The sequence below is a fragment of the Marinoscillum sp. HNIBRBA16962 genome (genome assembly GCF_057801515.1).
Genome location: NZ_CM173603.1, coordinates 1,031,692 through 1,049,967 on the forward strand (window position 1 = coordinate 1,031,692; position 18,276 = coordinate 1,049,967).

The following is an 18,276-nucleotide window of genomic DNA, read 5'->3' on the forward strand; positions in this document are numbered from 1 at the left end:
AAGATGCTGAAGTTTTTATTAATACTCATATTAATTATCTATCTGATCTACAGGGTTGGGGGCTTTTTCTTCAAGCTGTTGTTTATGGGGTCACAGCAACATCAGCAGCGACAGCAGCAATACCAAAGTCAGCAGCGTCAGTCTCACTCCCCGCCCAACAGCAATGTAAATGTGGATTATGTGCCCAAAAAGGAGCGGCAATCCAGGGAAAACTTCAAAGGCGGACAGTATGTGGATTTTGAAGAGGTTAAATAGCGGAGTAACCCGGATTTAGTATATTTAAGTTGGTTACAGAGATACCATGCAAACTCTTACGATCGACCGGACAAAAAATTGGACTGCCGAAGACTATGCGCTTCTGGGGGAGACCAATTGCCCCTGTCAGTTGATTGGCGGTGAACTTATTATGAGCCCTGCACCCAATCCATTTCATCAAATCGTTTCAAGAAACTTATTCAGGTTTTTTGACAAATGCGCAGAAGATAAAGGAGGAGAGCTGTTTTATGCGCCCATTGACCTTTACATTGACCTTAAAAATGTCTTTCAGCCGGATTTACTTTACCTTTCAAAGTCAAAGACCAAATTTCTGACAGACAAAGGTGTAGAAGGACCTCCGGATATCATCGTGGAGATCATTTCCCCTTCCAACAGCTATACTGATCGTTATGAGAAAAAAGATGCCTATCAAAAATTTGGTGTAAAGGAGTACTGGATAGTGGATCCGGCCAATCGTACACTGGAAATATATGCTGGCAAAACCTGGATAAAACCACAACACTACCTGGCAGGGGATGGTGAAGTGAGGTCGGGCGTCCTTACCCAACTGCAATTTGACCTGAAAGAAATATTCTAAAAACCTTCCCGGGCGACCGACAATCATTTTAGCTCGTTTACTGAAGAGTAATCTACGAATGGATTAAAAATGTATAGGTGTTTCAAGCAGTTTTGATTTAGTTTTGCACCTCACCCAAAATCAGGATATGGCTTGGTTTAGAAGACAAGACAAAGGGATACAAACCCCAACAGCAAAGAAGAAAGAAGCTCCTGACGGACTATGGTACAAAACACCCAGCGGTAACATCATTCACATGCGTGAGCTTAAGAATAACGCTTACGTTTGCCCAGACGATGATTATCACGTACGCATAGGGTCCAAGGAGTACTTTGAAATATTATTTGACAACAACAAGTTTACCGAACTTGATGAGAACCTTACATCAGGTGATCCATTGAAGTTTACAGATAGTAAAAAATATCCGGACCGGATAGCTGCTTCACAGCAAAAGACCGGATTAAAAGATGCTGTACGTACGGCTCATGGAAAGATGAACGGAAAGGAGATCACCATCTGTTGCATGGACTTTTCATTTATCGGCGGCTCTATGGGGTCAGTAGTAGGAGAAAAGATTGCCAGGGGGATAGATTATTCATTGAAGAAAAAGATCCCCTTTTTAATGATATCCAAGTCAGGTGGAGCACGAATGATGGAGGCGGGGTTTTCGCTTATGCAGATGGCTAAAACTTCTGCAAGGCTTGCTCTGTTGTCCGAAGCAAAAATTCCTTACATATCACTTTTGACAGACCCTACTACCGGAGGAGTTACAGCCTCTTTTGCTATGCTTGGAGACTTCAATATAGCGGAGCCCGGAGCACTGATAGGGTTTGCCGGCCCGCGTGTTATCAGGGAGACGATCGGTAAAGACCTGCCTAAAGGATTTCAAAGTTCTGAGTTTGTTTTGGAGCATGGCTTTCTGGACTTTATCGTGGACCGAAGACAGCTTAAAAACAAGTTGACAAGCCTCCTTAAATTACTTCAGTAGCAGGGAACATTTCCGTAAACATTGTGTGTTTGAAAGTAATAATTAAATAGACCTTTTTGACCTTTATTCAGAAAGGTTTATCATTTATATTTGCCACAATTTCTTAAATAAAAGGTTTCAGACCTATGTCATCAGTCATTATAATATCCATTATTGCATTTACTGTAGTTATTCTCCTGCTGGTACTTATCCTGCTCTTTGCCCAGTCCAAACTGGTACAGAGTGGACCGGTAAATATTATCGTAAACGGAGATGAAAAAAATCCTATAACTACTACTGCAGGGTCTTCGCTGCTTTCTACTCTATCAGGCGAGAAGATCTTTTTACCATCAGCCTGTGGTGGCGGTGGTACCTGCGCCATGTGTAAGTGTAAAGTGGAAGAAGGCGGTGGAGATGTACTACCTACAGAGGTTGGTCATCTGAGCCGAAGTGAGCAGAAGGAAAATGTACGTCTTTCCTGTCAGGTAAAAGTAAAGCAGGATATGCGCATAGAGATACCGGAGGAGATCTTTGGTATCAAGAAGTGGGATTGCGAGGTAGTTTCTAACTACAACGTTTCTACTTTCATAAAAGAATTTAAAGTAAGGCTGCCTGAAGGAGAAAATCTGGATTTTCAGTCAGGAGGGTATATTCAGATTGATGTACCTCCGATTGAGGTTGATTTTAAAGATATGGACATCACTCCTCATCCTGAGTTGGGGCACCCGCAGGATGTGTATCAAAGTGACTGGGACAAGTTTGGTCTTTGGGACCTTAAGATGAAGAATGATGAGCCGATCTTCCGTGCTTACTCGATGGCAAACCATCCAGCTGAAGGGAACATCGTCATGCTGAATATCCGAATAGCTACACCACCTTGGGATCGAGCTAAGAATCAATGGATGGATGTAAATCCCGGTATTTGTTCTTCTTATGTTTTCAGCAGAAAGCCTGGGGACAAAGTAACCATCTCAGGGCCATACGGAGAGTTCTTCATTAACCCTACTGATCGTGAAATGATCTACATCGGTGGTGGAGCTGGTATGGCTCCTTTGAGATCGCACATCTTCCATCTGTTTCACACAGAGAAAACCAATCGGAAGGTCTCGTACTGGTATGGTGGGCGATCCAAGCGAGAGCTTTTCTACCTGGATCATTTTGAAAAAATTGAAAAAGAGTTTCCAAACTTCCAGTTCCACATAGGATTGTCTGAGCCGCTTCCTGAAGACGACTGGAAAGTAAAAAAATCGCTGGATGATGATGGTGACGGCTATGTAGGATTTATCCACAACTGTCTTTATGATAATTACCTGAAAGATCACCCTGAACCGGAAGAAGTGGAGTTTTATCTGTGTGGACCTCCATTGATGAATGCCGCAGTGCTAAAGATGCTGGACGACATGGGTGTGCCACCTGAAAATATCAGATTTGATGATTTTGGTGGGTAATCCTGGACAAAAGAAAATTGAGGGAAGCAATCGCTTCCCTTTTTTTATTTGCGGCTTTCTTTAATGGTAAGTTTTCCTAATTTAATTTAGGCTCATGGATCTGAAACTATTCTTCGACCCGATCGACAAGGAAATTAAGCTTGATAAGCTTCCATCTTCTTCCATAGCCCATAGTATATACATCAATCAGGATAAGATGCCTGATTATGACGATTTGGATATTGCTCTGATTGGACTGAAGGAAGCTCGAGGTGCCTCTGAAGAGTTTCAAAAAGGTATAACACGGTCGTCAACAGAGATCCGCAAGAGTTTCTATCAGCTAAAAAAGGGTTCGGGAACACTGAAGATTGTGGACCTGGGTGATTTCCGAAACGGTCCGGAGCTGGAAGATACTTACCAGCGGTTGCAAGAAGTATGTGGTCACTTAATGGAAAAGGGTGTGCTTCCGGTGATATTTGGAGGTAGTCATAACCTGGATCTGGGACAGTTTATGGCCTATGAGAATCAGGAGAAGCTCATCACTCTTCTTAGCATTGATAATAAGTTCGATCTGGAGGACCCAAAAACAGGCATTCCTCATCGATCTCATATTCACAGGATGTTCAAGCATGATCCTAATTTTTTGTTCAATTACTACCACCTGGCACACCAGTCTTATTTGGTAGAAAGTAAAGATGCCGAATTACTTGAGAAGCTATATTTTGAAGCAGTTCGCCTGGGTGTAGTTAAGGAGAACATCAAGGATCTGGAGCCTATTATACGTGATGCGGATATGGTAACATTTGACCTTTCTGCTATTCAGGCTCATTACTGTCCGGGCGCTACGGATTCCAAAGTTTACGGTCTCACCGGAGAAGAAGCATGTCAGATTTGTTGGTATGCAGGTCTCAATGATAAGCTTAGCTCCATTGGGTTTTACGAATATGATGTGGAAAGGGACTCTGAGGATCGCAAGACAGCCTTTGTTATGGCTACCATGATCTGGTATTTTATCGAAGGGTTTTACAACCGGCGTGGCGAGAAAAATTTCCGATCAAATGACTACCTCGTATATGAGGTTTCGCTAGGTGGAGACCCGGATTCCATTCGCTTTTTTAAGAGCAAAATTTCAGAAAAGTGGTGGATGGAAGTGCCTCACCCCGATGACGTTAGCGGCATTTTTATGCGAAGCAGAATGATCCCATGTAACTATTCGGACTATGAAAAAGCCCTGGAAGGCGAAGTGCCTACTCGCTGGATTAGCGCCCTTTCTCGATTCACCTAAGTTTAGGGGTGTTCGGGGATGACAATCCAAAGAATAAGGTAGACCAATATCCCCGGGAAGGCGGCACTAAGAAGGGATAAGACGATGTAAGCGATACGCACTAGTGTAGGATCAAGCTCAAAGTACTCTGCAATGCCCCCACATACTCCGGCAAGCATCGAATCGGTTCGCGATCGATATAATCTCTTAGTCATGTTGCTTTTCTTATTTGTTGTTTAAATATGGAAGATTTCTGGTAAAAATATGCAATAACCGCGTACCTGAATTATAATTTGGCCTGGGGGAAGATGAGCCATCTTTTTGAACTTCTGCCACAGGGTTGGTTTGGTCAGCGTCGACGGATAGACCACTATCTGCTGTAAACAGCGGGCTACTCATCGTCATAAGAAATGCGATGATTACACCAATAATGATCAGTACGGTTTTTGTATAACTTCTTTTTATACGGGTCTTTCGGTCAAGCATGATGATTATTATCGGACAATAGGTATGCCAAAAAAAATAAAAAGCTAATAATCAGACACTTATGATATTTTTTAGAAACCTGAATGCTATAAGTGTTCGTTTTTGAACATATCAATCTCAGGATCGTACGCTTTGTCATGGCTTTCCAGATTAGAGAACTTTTCTTTCAAAATGAAAAGAACCTTACAAGGAATATATTATAACATTTTGATTTTCAGTATGTTGTACTTATTGCATGATTTTTTCATTAGTATTATAAAATTTGTGAAATATGAAAACGAACAAAGCAATGAATAACGTATTGAAATTATCGCTTTCAGTTTTTGTAATTGGTTTACTACTGAGTTGCTCTCAGCAATCTCAAGAGAATGCTAAAGAGCAGGCGGATGAGGCAAAGGAGACCCTTAGTGAAGAAAAGAAAGATTTGAAATACGAGCTAGAGGAGCTTAAGTTGGAGGTTCAGACCAAAATAGATGAGATAGATGAAAAACTTAAATCCGCTTCTGAAGATTCCAAATCGGAGCTTCAAGAGCTAAAAACCAAGCTTGATGAGAAGGGTGATGATGTTGACCGGGCGTTAGATAAAGTAGAAAATTCTACTAAACAAGCCTGGAATGATACTAAGGAGTTTGCAGAAAAAACTTCAGAAGATGTTAAAGCCTCTCTCGATAAGTTTGGTAAAGATGTAAAGGAACTGCTCAGTGATTCCTAGTCATTGATCAGGCAACTAGTGTTAAGTTTCAGAATTAAACTACATTTAAAATGTGTCGCAAATAGTTGATTACCAGTTCGTTGTTTCTATTGATTATTTGTGCCATTAGGCACTGGTTTGAGTTTTGGAGGGCTGTCATGTGATTGGCAGCCTTTTCTTTTTTATATTAAGGTAGCTTTGACACATCATTGAGTATCTGATATGAAAAACAACATAGCTATCCTCTGTTTTACCTGTCTGATGTCGATCGCAGCCCCTGGTCAGGAAATAATGGGATCCGTTAGTACTGAACTCCGGCTCAAGATAGAGTCACTAAATGAACCGCTCAGCACAAGACTGCAGGGAGAAGAAGTTTGCTGCCGGGCTGCTGTTCCTCAGTTTTACAGATCAAGGTTTTTTCAGGCTGCCTGGGATGATTTTCTGGCAGGCGAGCTAATATCAGCTATTGAGGATAGTGAAAACGAAGGACTGAACCCCTCGGATTACCATTTTGATAAACTAAGGATGCTCCATGAAAAAGATGATTTAAGCCTTTTTGAGAAAGCTGATTTTGAACTGTTATTAACCGATGCATTTTTGTTGCTGGCAACTCACCTAATGTCAGGAAAAGTTGATCCACAGTTGATAGACCCGCAGTGGAAGGTGATTCGGCGTGAAGGTGATCCGTTAGCCGTACTTGATGAAGCTCTTATAGCCCGGAATATAAGGAGTACTTTGGGAAGAATAAAACCTACATTCAAAGCTTACAGAAGGCTAAAAGAACATTTACTGTCTTACAAAAAGATCCAACAGGATGGAGGTTTTCCTCCGGTACCTGTAGGGGGAACACTGAAGCCGGGGATGGAAAGTGAAAGAGTAGAATCTTTAAGAAAACGTCTTAAACTAACCGGCGACCTTCAGTCCTACACGGTAGATCAGCCTGAAATCTATGATGAGGTGGTTCAGGAAGGCGTCATGAAATTTCAGAAAAGACATGGATTGGAAGCAGATGGAAATCTTGGAAAGGAAACTCTTGCAGCTTTAAATATTTCTATCGAAAAGCGCCTGGAGCAAATTAAACTGAATATGGAGAGGTGCAGGTGGCTTCCACAGGATTTAGGTGAAAGATACATAATGGTAAATCTGCCTGCCTTTGAACTTGAGCTAATTAATCAAAACGAGGTTGAGCTTGAAATGGTGGTAGCTGTAGGGAAACCTTACCGTCAGACACCAGTCTTTTCTGCTAAAATGAGCTATCTTGTATTTAATCCATACTGGGTAGTTCCACCGACCATTCTTGCCCAGGATATCTTGCCTGCTCAGCGAAAGAATTCAAATTATCTCACTAACCTGGACATTAAAATAATAGCTCAGGATGGATCGGAAGTAGCCCCATCTTCTATTGACTGGTCTACGGCCAACCCCAAAGTTTTTCCTTATTCCCTGAGACAGGAACCTGGCCCTAAAAATGCTTTAGGAAAAGTGAAATTCATCTTTCCAAATCCCTATAATATTTATATGCATGATACGAATCATCCGGAGCTGTTTGCTAAGCCGGAAAGGGCTCTGAGCTCAGGGTGTATCAGGCTTTCAAGGCCTATGGAGTTGGCAAATTATCTGCTGAAAGGAGAGGGAGGGTGGACTGAGGATAGGATAAAAGAAATCGTAAAATCGAAACAGAACTACTCCGTAGTGGTCAAAAAACCCCTTGAAATTCACTTACAATACTGGACTTCCTTCATAGACGAGATGGGTGTATTAAATTTCCGAAAGGATATTTATAATCGGGATGAAAAACTTGCGATTGCCCTTAAAGCGCCGCCTCCAGGCCCTGGATCTTATTGATCCTTTGTAAATAAGTTAGTGCTCTGCGCTCATCCAGCCAAAGGCTACTGTTTTTGTATCGCTCATTTTCTGCATAGATAAACACCACCGACCTGTTGGATAACCCTTTGATGATCTCTTTGTGCTTGTTGGGTGCTATAGCCGGGCAGCCAAAGCTTCTTCCCAGTCTGCCATACCTGTTTATAAATTCACGACTCACATAGTTAGCGCTATGCATAACTATTGCCCTGGCTCTGGCCTCATCGTTAAAACCAGGCTCCAACCCGTCCAGCCGAAGTGACAGTCCGTGTTTACCAATGTAATTTTCGCCCGTGAGGTAAAAACCCAGGCTGCTTTGATTGCTGTTTCGCGTATTGGAAAAAGTCCTGGCATATTCTTCTCCCGTGTTTTTTCCATGAGCGACCAGTCTGTAGTATAATACCTTATTGGTTTTTAGATCGATCACCCACATCCGTTTCTTTTTTGAAGAGAGCCGAAAATCGATGAGTGTAAGTTTCTCGTTATTGATTTTTTTACTGGCAGCTTTCAGGTTGTAGTAGCCAACCATACCTTTCTTATACAGGTCGTAGGGAGGTTTTACTCCTTCCAGTGGTTGTAGTTGCTCATATTGATTAGTGAAGAATTGGTCCAGGCCACTACCTGACCCAGTGGATGAGTAAGCCAGCCCAGCTATTGAGATAAAGAACAGCAAGCTTTTTAGGTAGAACTGTTGCATTCCTGTAAATCAGATAATCGCTTAACGAAAAACGTTCGGGAAAGATACATTTATTTATTGCTATTTTTAAAAATATTTTTCTGCAAATGCGTATACATAAATTTGACCTTTAAGATAGTTTATGAAAAAGATCTTACTCCTCATCCTTTTAACCCTTTCATTACGTGCTTTTGCACAAGAGGAAACTGAAAAATCAATGGACTTTGAGTCCTATGATCCTGTTTCTACATTGGTGGTACCTGAAAACCCTGTGACCAGGGCCATGTTTCCTTTCATCGATGTGCATAGTCACCAGTGGAACCTCACTAAAGACCGGCTGGAGAAGCTAGAGCTGGAAATGGATGAGCTAAATATGGCCATTATGGTTAACCTGAGTGGGAGAGGTTTTGACCGGGAGGCTGGAGACATTGGCAGCCAGGAATACCTTGCGTCAATGGCTCGGAGAATAGAAGGTGAGGCTACAGGCCGCATAGCCTTATTCACAAATGTTTCTTTTAAAGAAATAGGCAAGGACGGATGGGCCGGGGAAGCTGTACGCCAACTGGAAGAAGATGTGAATAATGGAGCTGTAGGGCTTAAGATCTACAAGAGTCTGGGTATGGGCATCAATGATGTAGATGGAAATAGGGTGCCGGTAGATGATCCCAGAATAGACCCCGTATGGGCTAAATGCGGGGAGTTGGGTATTCCCGTGTTGATCCATTCTGCTGACCCCCGGTCATTTTGGGATCCTCATGATGAAAAAAATGAACGATGGCTGGAATTAAAACTACGGCCGGGCCGTAAACGAAGTGCAACCGATCCGGCTCCATGGGAACAGATCATAGCTGAGCAGCATCATGTCTTTGAAAAGCACCCCAATACTACATTCATTAATGCACATATGGGCTGGATGGCCAATGATCTTGAAGCGTTGAGCGAACACCTGGATAAATTCCCAAATGTGAATGTAGGCATTGGTGCAGTGATCGCAGAGCTGGGACGTCAGCCCCGTTTTGCAAAAGCTTTTATTGAAAAATACCAGGATCGTATTCTGTTTGCTAAAGACGCTTATAACCCCGAGGAGTTTTATACTTATTTCAGAGTACTGGAAACAGAAGATGAGTATTTCCCTTACTATAAAAAGTATCATGCATTTTGGAGAATGTATGGGTTAGGGCTTCCTGATGAAATCCTCAAAAAAGTCTATTATAAAAACGCTTTGAGGATTATCCCGGGGTTGGATGATTCCATGTTCGAAAACCTGTGATAAAATCAATTGGCAGCTTTTTTGATCTTGATCGAAAAAGCATTAGCGGGGTTATTTATCAATAGCTGGTCAATTTCATCTTGAGTATATCCTTCGGCTTTTAACCTGGGTATGAGCTTTTCTGTAAGCGTCAGAAATCCCCTGAATTTTCCTCCATTTGGTAAATCAGGGTCATACCATCCGGCATCATGTGACACGAGGGTTCTCTCCAGGAGATTGTGATCTCTGAGATTATTGATCATACGAAGATATTCCTCTACATTGTTGTCATTGAGGCCGTCCAGGCTTATCCAGGCTCCTTTATGGGCTGCTTTTATGTGACTGGATTCGTCTTTTTCAGACTGGGCATGTACCCAGATAAAAGCATGTGGCGAAACACCTTCTCTTTCCAGGATCGCTAGTTGCTGAAATGCTGGCGTTGCAGGGCCGGTGTGAGAAGCTATGGTGAGGCCTGTTTGCCGGTGTGTCCTGGCAGCAGCAATTACCAGTTTTTGATGAAGTGGGGACAGGCTGTCCGGGTCAACACTTATTTTAATAAACCCTGGTTTTATTCCAGTACCCTCGATTCCATGAGTAAATTCTGATACCCATCGATTTGCGAGTTCATCTGCGGATTCTGTATAAGCATGTGGCGGCAAAAATTTATTGGAACGTGCGCCGTAATAGCCCGTATTGGTCAGTATATTTAAACTCGATGAATCTGACAATGCTTTTAGCAAGACAGGATCACGACCCAGATAAGCCGGAGTACAGGAAATAAAGGTGGAGATGCCCGCCTCCCTCACTTCTTTAAGAAAGGGGAGCACCTTTGTGATTACTTTTTTTCTATCCCACCTATGATAGCCCGTACTATCAGCACCTATAAAATCAACCAACAAATGTTCATGGATTAGACTCATACCCATGACATCAGTGTGAATAGGTCCATCTACAGTGATGACTGAAGGTTTGTTTTGATAACGACATCCCACCAGTAGTAACACAACTGTTAGGACTGCTAGCCTGGGAATGATCATAGTGTGTATAGTTTTCGTTATCAGAAAGTTAACAAGAATCCATTGGTTTGATGTATAGGATTACGTGATTATCCGGTGCTGCTAATTCTGAAAGGCAGACGATTTGTTCATTTATAGGTTTTGCTCTCTTAGTGAACCCGGCCATTGCCTTCCGAAGGTTTACCGTAGGAAGAAGGATTCAAGCCAGGATAAACATTGGTAGTGGGTTTGATAGGGCCATGGATTACCTTCGGTGATCACTTTGGCTTCCGAATTCCGAAAAGGAAAGCACGAGTCTACGACTCTGTTTTTTCAGTTTGTTCAAAACTCTGAGCAAGCTCAGTTTCTTCAAACTAAAAAAAGCTTGCTGCGGAGCAACAAGCTTTCCTTTTCTTAGTGAACCCGGCCATTGTCTTCCGAAGGTTTACCGTAGGAAGAAGGATTCAAGCCAGGATAAACATTGTAGTGGGTTTGATAGGGCATGGATTACCTTCGGTGATCACTTTGGCTTCCGAATTCCGAAAAGGAAAGCATGAGTCTACGACTCTGTTTTTTCAGTTTGTTCAAAACTCTGAGCAAGCTCAGTTTCTTCAAACTAAAAAAAGCTTGCTGCGGAGCAACAAGCTTTCCTTTTCTTAGTGAACCCGGCAGGATTCAAACCTGCAACCTCCAGAGCCGTAATCTGGTGCACTATTCAGTTATGCTACGGGTCCATTATGTTAAAGAATCTTAAATAGGAGGCAATTATGTGCGCTCCCCTTCAAAATCGAAGGCAAAGTTAATAATTTACCGTATATATCAACGTTAGTCCCCCAAGGTTTTAAAATAGATTCTATCTTTGCCCGAAATTACAACACGACATGAAGCGACTTCTAGGAATAGCGATTCTTTTTTCACTTACATTTCACGCGATAGCACAAGATTCTAACCGTCCAAAGCAACCTGATCTACCCGGGGATTTGTTATTGGATTTTGGTTTTAATCGTTGGTCAGAATCGCCTGATCGCCTGCCTACGAAAATCATAGCCTCTAATTCATTTGGTATTTATTATAACAAGCGATTTCGTTTCAGTGACCATTTTTCATTTCACCCTGCTGCAGGCTTTACTTTTGAAAAAGTAGCTTTTGATGGCCGTTGGACCTGGGGTCGGCAAAATGACGGAACGGTTATAATGGATTCACTGGAGAATGTAGGAATCAGGAAAAACAAATTGGTGACAAGCTACTTTGAGGTTCCTATCGAATTCCGAATTCACCCTTTAGGGACAGTAAATGGTGAAGGTTGGTTTATAGGTCTTGGCGCCGTGGGTGGCGTAAGGATAGATTCACACACCAAAATCAAATATGATGTGGGAGATGATACGATAAAAGAAAAGCTATATGATGGGTTTGGACAAAATCGCTTTAGATATGGTGTTCAGGCCCGGTTTGGATTTAAGACCATTCACCTGTTTTACAAAATGTACTTCAGTGAGCAGTTCAACAACCCTGTCTATCCCGAGACTTCAGTAAACCCAAAAGTGATGACTTTTGGTATCAACTTCAGCGGGTTCTGATCATTACCCAAATGCCAGGAAACCAAAGAAACAAATCACAAAACCTATAAGTGCGCCTGACCAGCTTTCTGAAGGAGTATGTCTGTTTAGGTAAAGTCTGGAGGAGGTGGTGAGACCGGCAAGAATAAAAATAATGGCTAATGGGAATATTGTACTTGTGTCCAGGTATTTAAGCGCCAGGGCAGAAAATATTCCAGCTGTTCCCCATACTCCGGCAGAGTGTACACTTACCTTGAATTTGATGCTGATTAAAAAAATCAGAGTTACTAAAGCTGAAACCAGGATCATGAGCACAAGCAATGAATGTGGGAGGGTCATTCTGGTATAAAACAGGTAAGTGGTGATGATGTAGAAAGCTGTGATGAAGAAAAAGGGTAACGTTCGTTCCTCCCGCCTGGTCATTTCCAGATTAGAAAGCCTTTGAGTAAACCGTAAAAACAGAATGCTAATTACCGGTATGAGAAATGTCAGAACAAATACCGAAAGAATGAAATACGGAATGGCCTCAGGAGGAATGGGGCTAAAAATCTCCGGTATGATCAGGTAGAATAACAAGCAGCTGTAGGTAGCCATCAGGAGTGGGTGAAATAGTACCGACACTCCTTGCATTAAATATTTTAACATAATCAAAGCTGTTTTCTTAGCCGTGCAACGGGAATGTTCAGCTGCTCCCTGTATTTGGCTACCGTCCTTCGTGCAATATTGTAACCTTCAGCTCTCAGGAGTTTTTCTAACTTATCATCAGACAGTGGCTTGGCCTTATGCTCCTTTTCAATGATTTCCCTGAGTTTGTTTTTAACTTCCCTGCTGCTGACATCCTCTCCTGATTCTGTAGCGATACCTTCCGAAAAGAAGTATTTTAAGGGGAAAATTCCGAATTCGGTTTGGATAGACTTGCTGTTTGCCACGCGAGAAACGGTGGAAATATCCATGTTGATGCGGTCAGCGATATCCTTAAGGATCATGGGGCGAAGCTTGCTTTCGTCACCTTCCAGGAAGTAGTCATACTGGAAGTCAATGATAGCCTGCATGGTGTTTAGAAGGGTGTTTTGTCGCTGCTTGATGGCATCAATGAACCACTTGGCTGAATCCAGCTTTTGCTTAATAAACGAAACCGTTTCTTTTAGTTTTTTATCCTTTTTGTTGCTCTTATCGTATGCATGGAGCATGTCAGCATATGAGCGGCTTACTCTCAGTTGCGGAGCATTTCTTGAGTTTAGCGTGAGTTCCAGCTTGCCATTATTGTTTGTAAGCAGAAAATCCGGGATCAGGTATTGTGTTTTGACTGTTTCTTCACCAGCGCCACCTCCGGGTTTTGGGTTTAGCTTAGTGATGATCGAGATTGCTTCTTTCAGCTGCTCTTCGTCTTCCACCCCCAGTTTCTTAGCTATTTTGTCATAGTGTTTTTTCGAAAATTCATTGAAGCATTTGTCCACTATAAGTTTAGCCAGTTCCAGGTTCTCAACCTCATGATCCTTTCGCTCCAGTTGAAGCATCAGGCATTCCTGAAGGTTTCTGGCTGCTATTCCCGGCGGGTCAAAATTCTGGATTTTGTAAAGTATACTCTCTAGCTCCTCCACATCCGTTTCTATGTTTTGAGAGAAGGCCAGGTCATTAACAATAGCCTCCAGCTCTCTTCTGATGTATCCGTCTGAGTCTACACTACCTATGAGCTGGCGGCCAATCATGTCTCCCCGGTCATCTAGTCTGAGATATCCGAGCTGGGTAATGAGTGTTTCGTGCAGCGTAGAACCCACCGAGATGGGCATTTCTTTGTCATCTTCATCAGGGCTGTTGCCATCCCCCTGCATTTTGTACCCGGAATAATCATCATGCAAATACTCTTCTATGCTTTCTTTGTCCGTAGACTGATCGTATTCATCAAATTCTTCATCCGTTTCATACTCCTCTTTTTCCTGAGTACCCTCCTCCAGAGCAGGATTTACCTCCAGCTCTTCCTCTATCCTCGTTTCCAGTTCAACTGTAGGGACCTGCAGCAGTTTGATAAATTGAATCTGCTGAGGAGAAAGCTTCTGTGAAAGAGTCTGTGTTAAATTAAGTTTTTGCATACTTGACTTTTACATCAAATTCAAAATTATCATAATTATAGGATTCTTTGATTAAAACGGTAAAATATCGTTTTTTTGCGGTGTTTTATAAAGACTTAAGTTATTGATATCGTGAGAGAAAAACGTACAAAAATTCAAAGTGTTTTAGCTAGCGAACCAATTGGCAAAAAGCTAACCATCATGGGGTGGGTTCGTACCAAACGAGAAAGTAAGAATGTAGCATTTATTGCAGTAAATGATGGCTCCACGATCAATAACCTACAGGTTGTAGCTGATGCCGAGAAATTTGGTGAAAGTATATTAAGGAGAATAACCACCGGTGCCAGTCTGGCAGTGACCGGGGAGCTGGTAGAATCTATGGGGAAAGGACAAAGCTGTGAGTTGGTAGCTGAGACGATAGAGGTCTTTGGTGAGGCTGATCCGGATAAGTATCCGCTGCAGCCTAAGAAGCACAGCCTTGAATTTTTACGTGAAATAGCTCATCTGCGGCCAAGAACAAACACATTTAGCGCTATCATGCGGGTAAGGCATGCGCTGGCGTTTGCGGTGCATCGGTTTTTCCATGAGAAAGGATTTGTCTACCTAAACACACCGATCATTACAGCTTCTGATGCGGAGGGGGCAGGAGAAACTTTTCACGTCACAAACTTTGACCTGGATAGCATTCCGAAAACCGAAGATGGTCAGGTAGATTATAAAAAAGACTTCTTTGAAAAGGAGGCCAACCTGACCGTTTCAGGACAGTTGGAAGGGGAGCTGGCGGCTCTTGCCCTTTCCGAGATCTATACTTTTGGCCCGACTTTTCGCGCTGAAAACTCCAACACGACCCGACACCTCGCGGAGTTTTGGATGATCGAGCCGGAGATGGCTTTTTATGATATTTCAGACAACATGGATCTGGCTGAGGAAATGCTTAAATACCTCGTGAAATATGCCCTGGACCACTGTCCTGACGATCTGGCCTTCCTTGAGAAACGGGTGCAGGAGGAGGAAAAAAATAAACCTCAGCATGAGCGTAGTGAGATGACCCTCACAGAAAAGCTTAGGTTCGTGCTGGAAAATGACTTTGAGCGGATTACTTACACAGACGCCATTGAGATACTGAAGCGTTCCAAACCCAACCAGAAGAAAAAATTCCAGTATCTGATTGAAGAATGGGGAGCAGATCTGCAGTCTGAGCATGAGCGGTACCTGGTAGAAAAACACTTCAAGAAGCCGGTTATTCTCTACAACTACCCTAAAGACATCAAAGCATTCTACATGCGTCAGAATGATGATGGCAAGACCGTGGCAGCAATGGATGTCTTATTTCCGGGGATTGGGGAGATCATAGGGGGCTCTCAAAGGGAAGAGCGATTAGATAATCTCACTCAACGAATGAAGGAGATGGACATACCTGTGGATGAAATGTGGTGGTATCTGGAAACCAGGAAATTTGGGACTGTTCCTCATAGTGGGTATGGTTTAGGCTTTGAGCGGATGATCCAGTTTGTAACAGGAATGGGTAATATCAGGGATGTGATTCCATTCCCTCGTACTCCGGGAAACTGCGAGTTTTAGGCTAGCCCATAAAACCGTCTGTCCAGCTGGATAAACTCTGAGCCGGTTACTTGAACATGCGTTTCAAATTGAAGGGCCCTGGGATTGAGAATTACATTGGTTTCGTCAGGAATGATAACTGAGGGCACGATCAGACCCATGCAATTCTTACTGAAATGACTGGCAGCAATCTTTTGGGTGTCGGGACTGTATTCAAGGGATTTCCAGTTTTCTGGTAATTCCTTTGCGGTGATAACCTTGAGCAAGGATGGTTTTCGGATTTCAATAGCGGAGATCACAATATCCCCTGGATACGAATCCCGATCCAGCTGGTGCACAAGAAATTCAAGATAGGCTAAAGACCTGTGGCAGGCTGTGTATACGGCATGCTGCCCTTTTTCAGACCAGCGTCCACCATAAAGGTAAGATCCGTAACCAGACAGGTCGTTGGCATACTTTCGTTTAGAAATTCGGTAGACGATCACGCCAGTATGCCATGCTCTATTCTTCCCAGCTCATCTATTACGACCTGACAGCCGGTTGAAGTTTTAAGGAAGTGGATGGGTTGATCGCCCAGTATTGGATGGTATTTTTTCAGCCAGTTTTTGAAGAGGTCAATGTCTTCAAAAACTTCTTCTCCCTTTTTGAAAACCCGTATGATATTGAGGATGCGCTCACCCATAGCTTCGTCCAAAACTTCTTTTCTGCTAAATGTCTTTAGTGAATAAGGCAGCAAGTCTTCAAACTCAGCTTTGCTGCTCCCGATCGTTTTAAGAAATTCCCAAAGCATTGCAGTCTTTATACCTTTCCTTGCTTCTCTAATTAAAGCTACGTCTGTCTGAAGGGTGTTTTTGGGTAAACCGTAAGCCGCTAATGGTTCTTCTACTTTCATAATGCGGACAAATTTCACTTAAGTATACGGATTTTTGTCCAAATGAGTTAATATTCCTGCTTATATCTTTGACCACTTTTGGGAATTCCTACGGTATTTTTATCCAGATAGTACTCTGCTTTTATTGAATTTTGCCCGGAAAATCTCATGACATAAATTTCAAAGTGGAGGTGTGGTCCGCTGGCCCACCCAGTGTATCCACTTAGTGCTATGGGATCGCCTGTTTTCACTTTATCTCCCACCTTCACCAACGATCCGCGTTTTTTGATGTGAGAATAGTCAGCGATAGAACCATCTGAGTGTTTTACAAGAACAAAGTTGTTATACTGGGAGCACTCCTCCCGGGGACATCCACGATTATGCTCATCCACTACTCTGGTGACCACCCCGTCCCGGACGGCGGTTATTTTAGTTCCTTCATCCATATTGAAGTCTACGGCATACTGGTCCATATGAGTCGGACGTTCGTTGTAGCCCTGACCTACTATATATTCTTGCCCTTTAGGGTATGGGAGGTAGTAAATGTGCCCATCATCGTGTGTTCCGGTAACATCGCCAGCTATGTAGGTGTATTCGTACTTATATGAATAGCTTTTGTTGGGTTCGGGAGTGATGGTTAAGAAGTATATCCTGGTTTTTGGAGCAACTACTTTTACAATCGGCAGATCCTCCGATGGTTTCATGCCTTTTAGGGTCACATCGAGCTTTACACTCTGCTCAAATTCTGCAGGATTTTCCGCATAAATCAAAATTTCATTTCTTTCACCTCTTTCTGAAATGATCTTTACATCCTGGCTGTAACTGTAAAAGGAGGCTGAGACGGCAATTAAAAAATTAAAAATCACTTTCAACTTGTAGAAACTTTTTTCGGTTCTTCTTTAAAGTCCATATCAGAAAATTTTCCGACAGGAGGGCGATATTTTTGGAAAGGGATACTCAAAAGCTTACCAAGCCTGTCGTTTTCTTCAGGTTTCATATGTGTATCGATCCCATACTTTAGTGTCCTGGTATCTTCTACGCTTGCATAGGTACCAAAGATTCGATCCCAGATAGAAAGGATATTGCCATAGTTGGTATCAGTAAGTGGCTGGGTGTAGTGGTGATGGACCTTATGCATGTGTGGAGTCACAAAAATGTACGACAAGGCTTTATCAAATCTTCTGGGTAAATTGATGTTAGCATGGGTGATATGCGCAAACAACACCGAAAATGATTGATAAAGCATGACTATTCCTATGGGAGCTCCCACAACCATTACCGCTAAAATGGTAAAAGATATTCTGAAAACCGTTTCACCCGGATGATGTCTCAGCCCGGTAGTGACATCCACCGTGGTATCGCTGTGATGGATCAGGTGAAATTTCCACATCCATTTGATCTTATGCTCCAGCCAGTGGATAAAATAAGCTCCGATCAGGTCAAGAAGCATAATGCCTAAAATGACCTGAGCCCATAGAGGGAGGTCAACCAGATATAAAAGCCCTATTTGGTTCTCTGCCACGAAATTTGATGCCATAAACAGAACACTAGCAAGGCCAAAACCTATAATCGCAGTGGTCAGGGTGAAGAAGAGGTTTAGCCCTGCATGCCGGATTTTCCTGTACTGAAAACTAAACAGAGGTAAAACACCCTCTGCTATCCAGAATAAGACGATGCCTCCGATAAGGATCATAGATCGAAACCAGGTAGGCACATCCGCAAAAAAGTCAATCAGGGATTCCATCATCTAAGGGGTTTTTTACAAGAAAC

Annotated in this window: 19 protein-coding genes and 1 tRNA gene; 10 read left to right on the forward strand and 10 right to left on the reverse strand. The window is 42.7% G+C overall.

Translation table 11 applies throughout. The features are described from left to right. The first annotated feature begins 3 nt into the window (after positions 1 to 3). The 5 genes from AC3E9V_RS04210 to AC3E9V_RS04230 all read left to right on the forward strand — a co-directional run bounded on the left by AC3E9V_RS04210 (position 4) and on the right by AC3E9V_RS04230 (position 4,511). On the forward strand, positions 4 to 255 hold the full coding sequence (locus tag AC3E9V_RS04210) for a DUF4834 family protein (RefSeq protein ID WP_488751941.1): 252 nt from the start codon (positions 4 to 6) through the stop codon (positions 253 to 255). Between the two features lie 46 nt (positions 256 to 301). Next, positions 302 to 853 (forward strand): Uma2 family endonuclease, encoded by a 552-nt coding sequence (locus tag AC3E9V_RS04215; protein ID WP_488751942.1) that lies wholly within the window; start codon positions 302 to 304, stop codon positions 851 to 853. Between the two features lie 127 nt (positions 854 to 980). After that, positions 981 to 1,820, forward strand: coding sequence for an acetyl-CoA carboxylase, carboxyltransferase subunit beta (accD, locus tag AC3E9V_RS04220; RefSeq protein WP_488751943.1), 840 nt, complete (start codon positions 981 to 983; stop codon positions 1,818 to 1,820). A gap of 125 nt (positions 1,821 to 1,945) precedes the next feature. Next, a complete protein-coding gene (nqrF, locus tag AC3E9V_RS04225) occupies positions 1,946 to 3,247 on the forward strand; it encodes an NADH:ubiquinone reductase (Na(+)-transporting) subunit F (protein WP_488751944.1) in 1,302 nt (433 codons plus the stop codon). Positions 3,248 to 3,341: 94 nt separating this feature from the next. After that, a complete protein-coding gene (locus AC3E9V_RS04230) occupies positions 3,342 to 4,511 on the forward strand; it encodes a formimidoylglutamase (protein WP_488751945.1) in 1,170 nt (389 codons plus the stop codon). A gap of 2 nt (positions 4,512 to 4,513) precedes the next feature. Here AC3E9V_RS04230 and AC3E9V_RS04235 read toward each other — a convergent pair whose 3' ends face one another. Next, a complete protein-coding gene (locus AC3E9V_RS04235) occupies positions 4,514 to 4,705 on the reverse strand; it encodes a PspC domain-containing protein (RefSeq protein WP_488751946.1) in 192 nt (63 codons plus the stop codon). 542 nt (positions 4,706 to 5,247) lie between these two features. Between AC3E9V_RS04235 and AC3E9V_RS04240 the strand changes: the two genes are divergently transcribed. Continuing rightward, positions 5,248 to 5,688, forward strand: coding sequence for a sll1863 family stress response protein (locus AC3E9V_RS04240; protein WP_488751947.1), 441 nt, complete (start codon positions 5,248 to 5,250; stop codon positions 5,686 to 5,688). A 201-nt stretch (positions 5,689 to 5,889) separates the two neighbouring features. Further along, positions 5,890 to 7,512: a L,D-transpeptidase family protein gene (locus tag AC3E9V_RS04245; protein ID WP_488751948.1), complete on the forward strand. Its 1,623-nt coding sequence runs from the start codon at positions 5,890 to 5,892 to the stop codon at positions 7,510 to 7,512. Here the strand turns inward: AC3E9V_RS04245 and AC3E9V_RS04250 are convergent. Further along, a complete protein-coding gene (locus tag AC3E9V_RS04250; protein ID WP_488751949.1) occupies positions 7,478 to 8,227 on the reverse strand; it encodes a murein L,D-transpeptidase catalytic domain family protein in 750 nt (249 codons plus the stop codon). The genes AC3E9V_RS04245 and AC3E9V_RS04250 overlap by 35 nt on opposite strands. Before the next feature lie 121 nt (positions 8,228 to 8,348). Between AC3E9V_RS04250 and AC3E9V_RS04255 the strand changes: the two genes are divergently transcribed. Beyond that, the gene (locus tag AC3E9V_RS04255) at positions 8,349 to 9,476 is read left to right on the forward strand and encodes an amidohydrolase family protein (protein ID WP_488751950.1); all 1,128 of its coding nucleotides are present in this window, start codon (positions 8,349 to 8,351) and stop codon (positions 9,474 to 9,476) included. A 5-nt stretch (positions 9,477 to 9,481) separates the two neighbouring features. Here AC3E9V_RS04255 and AC3E9V_RS04260 read toward each other — a convergent pair whose 3' ends face one another. Both AC3E9V_RS04260 and AC3E9V_RS04265 read right to left on the reverse strand, forming a co-directional pair. Continuing rightward, complete coding sequence (locus AC3E9V_RS04260) at positions 9,482 to 10,492, reverse strand: phosphotriesterase family protein (protein ID WP_488751951.1); 1,011 nt, start codon at positions 10,490 to 10,492, stop codon at positions 9,482 to 9,484. 618 nt (positions 10,493 to 11,110) lie between these two features. Next, positions 11,111 to 11,184, reverse strand: a tRNA-Arg gene (locus tag AC3E9V_RS04265). 147 nt (positions 11,185 to 11,331) lie between these two features. Between AC3E9V_RS04265 and AC3E9V_RS04270 the strand changes: the two genes are divergently transcribed. Continuing rightward, positions 11,332 to 12,027: a porin family protein gene (locus AC3E9V_RS04270; RefSeq protein ID WP_488751952.1), complete on the forward strand. Its 696-nt coding sequence runs from the start codon at positions 11,332 to 11,334 to the stop codon at positions 12,025 to 12,027. Positions 12,028 to 12,030: 3 nt separating this feature from the next. On the opposite strand, the gene AC3E9V_RS04275 is transcribed toward AC3E9V_RS04270, so the two are convergent. Together AC3E9V_RS04275 and rpoN are read right to left on the reverse strand one after the other, a co-directional pair. Beyond that, entirely contained in the window at positions 12,031 to 12,651 is a 621-nt protein-coding gene (locus AC3E9V_RS04275) for a hypothetical protein (protein ID WP_488751953.1), read from the reverse strand. Positions 12,652 to 12,653: 2 nt separating this feature from the next. Continuing rightward, complete coding sequence (gene rpoN / locus AC3E9V_RS04280) at positions 12,654 to 14,096, reverse strand: RNA polymerase factor sigma-54 (protein WP_488751954.1); 1,443 nt, start codon at positions 14,094 to 14,096, stop codon at positions 12,654 to 12,656. A gap of 108 nt (positions 14,097 to 14,204) precedes the next feature. Here rpoN and asnS point away from each other — a divergent pair, with 108 nt between their 5' ends. Further along, positions 14,205 to 15,656: an asparagine--tRNA ligase gene (asnS, locus tag AC3E9V_RS04285; RefSeq protein ID WP_488753651.1), complete on the forward strand. Its 1,452-nt coding sequence runs from the start codon at positions 14,205 to 14,207 to the stop codon at positions 15,654 to 15,656. Here asnS and AC3E9V_RS04290 read toward each other — a convergent pair. From AC3E9V_RS04290 to AC3E9V_RS04305, 4 genes are read right to left on the reverse strand one after another with little or no spacing between them, the layout of a single operon-like run. Beyond that, positions 15,653 to 16,120, reverse strand: a complete 468-nt coding sequence (locus AC3E9V_RS04290; RefSeq protein ID WP_488751955.1) for an RES family NAD+ phosphorylase — start codon at positions 16,118 to 16,120, stop codon at positions 15,653 to 15,655. The genes asnS and AC3E9V_RS04290 overlap by 4 nt on opposite strands. Next, a complete protein-coding gene (locus AC3E9V_RS04295; RefSeq protein WP_488751956.1) occupies positions 16,117 to 16,527 on the reverse strand; it encodes an Xre family toxin-antitoxin system antitoxin in 411 nt (136 codons plus the stop codon). The genes AC3E9V_RS04290 and AC3E9V_RS04295 overlap by 4 nt, the downstream gene beginning before the upstream one ends. A gap of 47 nt (positions 16,528 to 16,574) precedes the next feature. After that, positions 16,575 to 17,372: a M23 family metallopeptidase gene (locus AC3E9V_RS04300; RefSeq protein ID WP_488753652.1), complete on the reverse strand. Its 798-nt coding sequence runs from the start codon at positions 17,370 to 17,372 to the stop codon at positions 16,575 to 16,577. 2 nt (positions 17,373 to 17,374) lie between these two features. Then, positions 17,375 to 18,253, reverse strand: a complete 879-nt coding sequence (locus AC3E9V_RS04305) for a sterol desaturase family protein (RefSeq protein ID WP_488751957.1) — start codon at positions 18,251 to 18,253, stop codon at positions 17,375 to 17,377. Between the last annotated feature and the right edge of the window lie 23 nt (positions 18,254 to 18,276).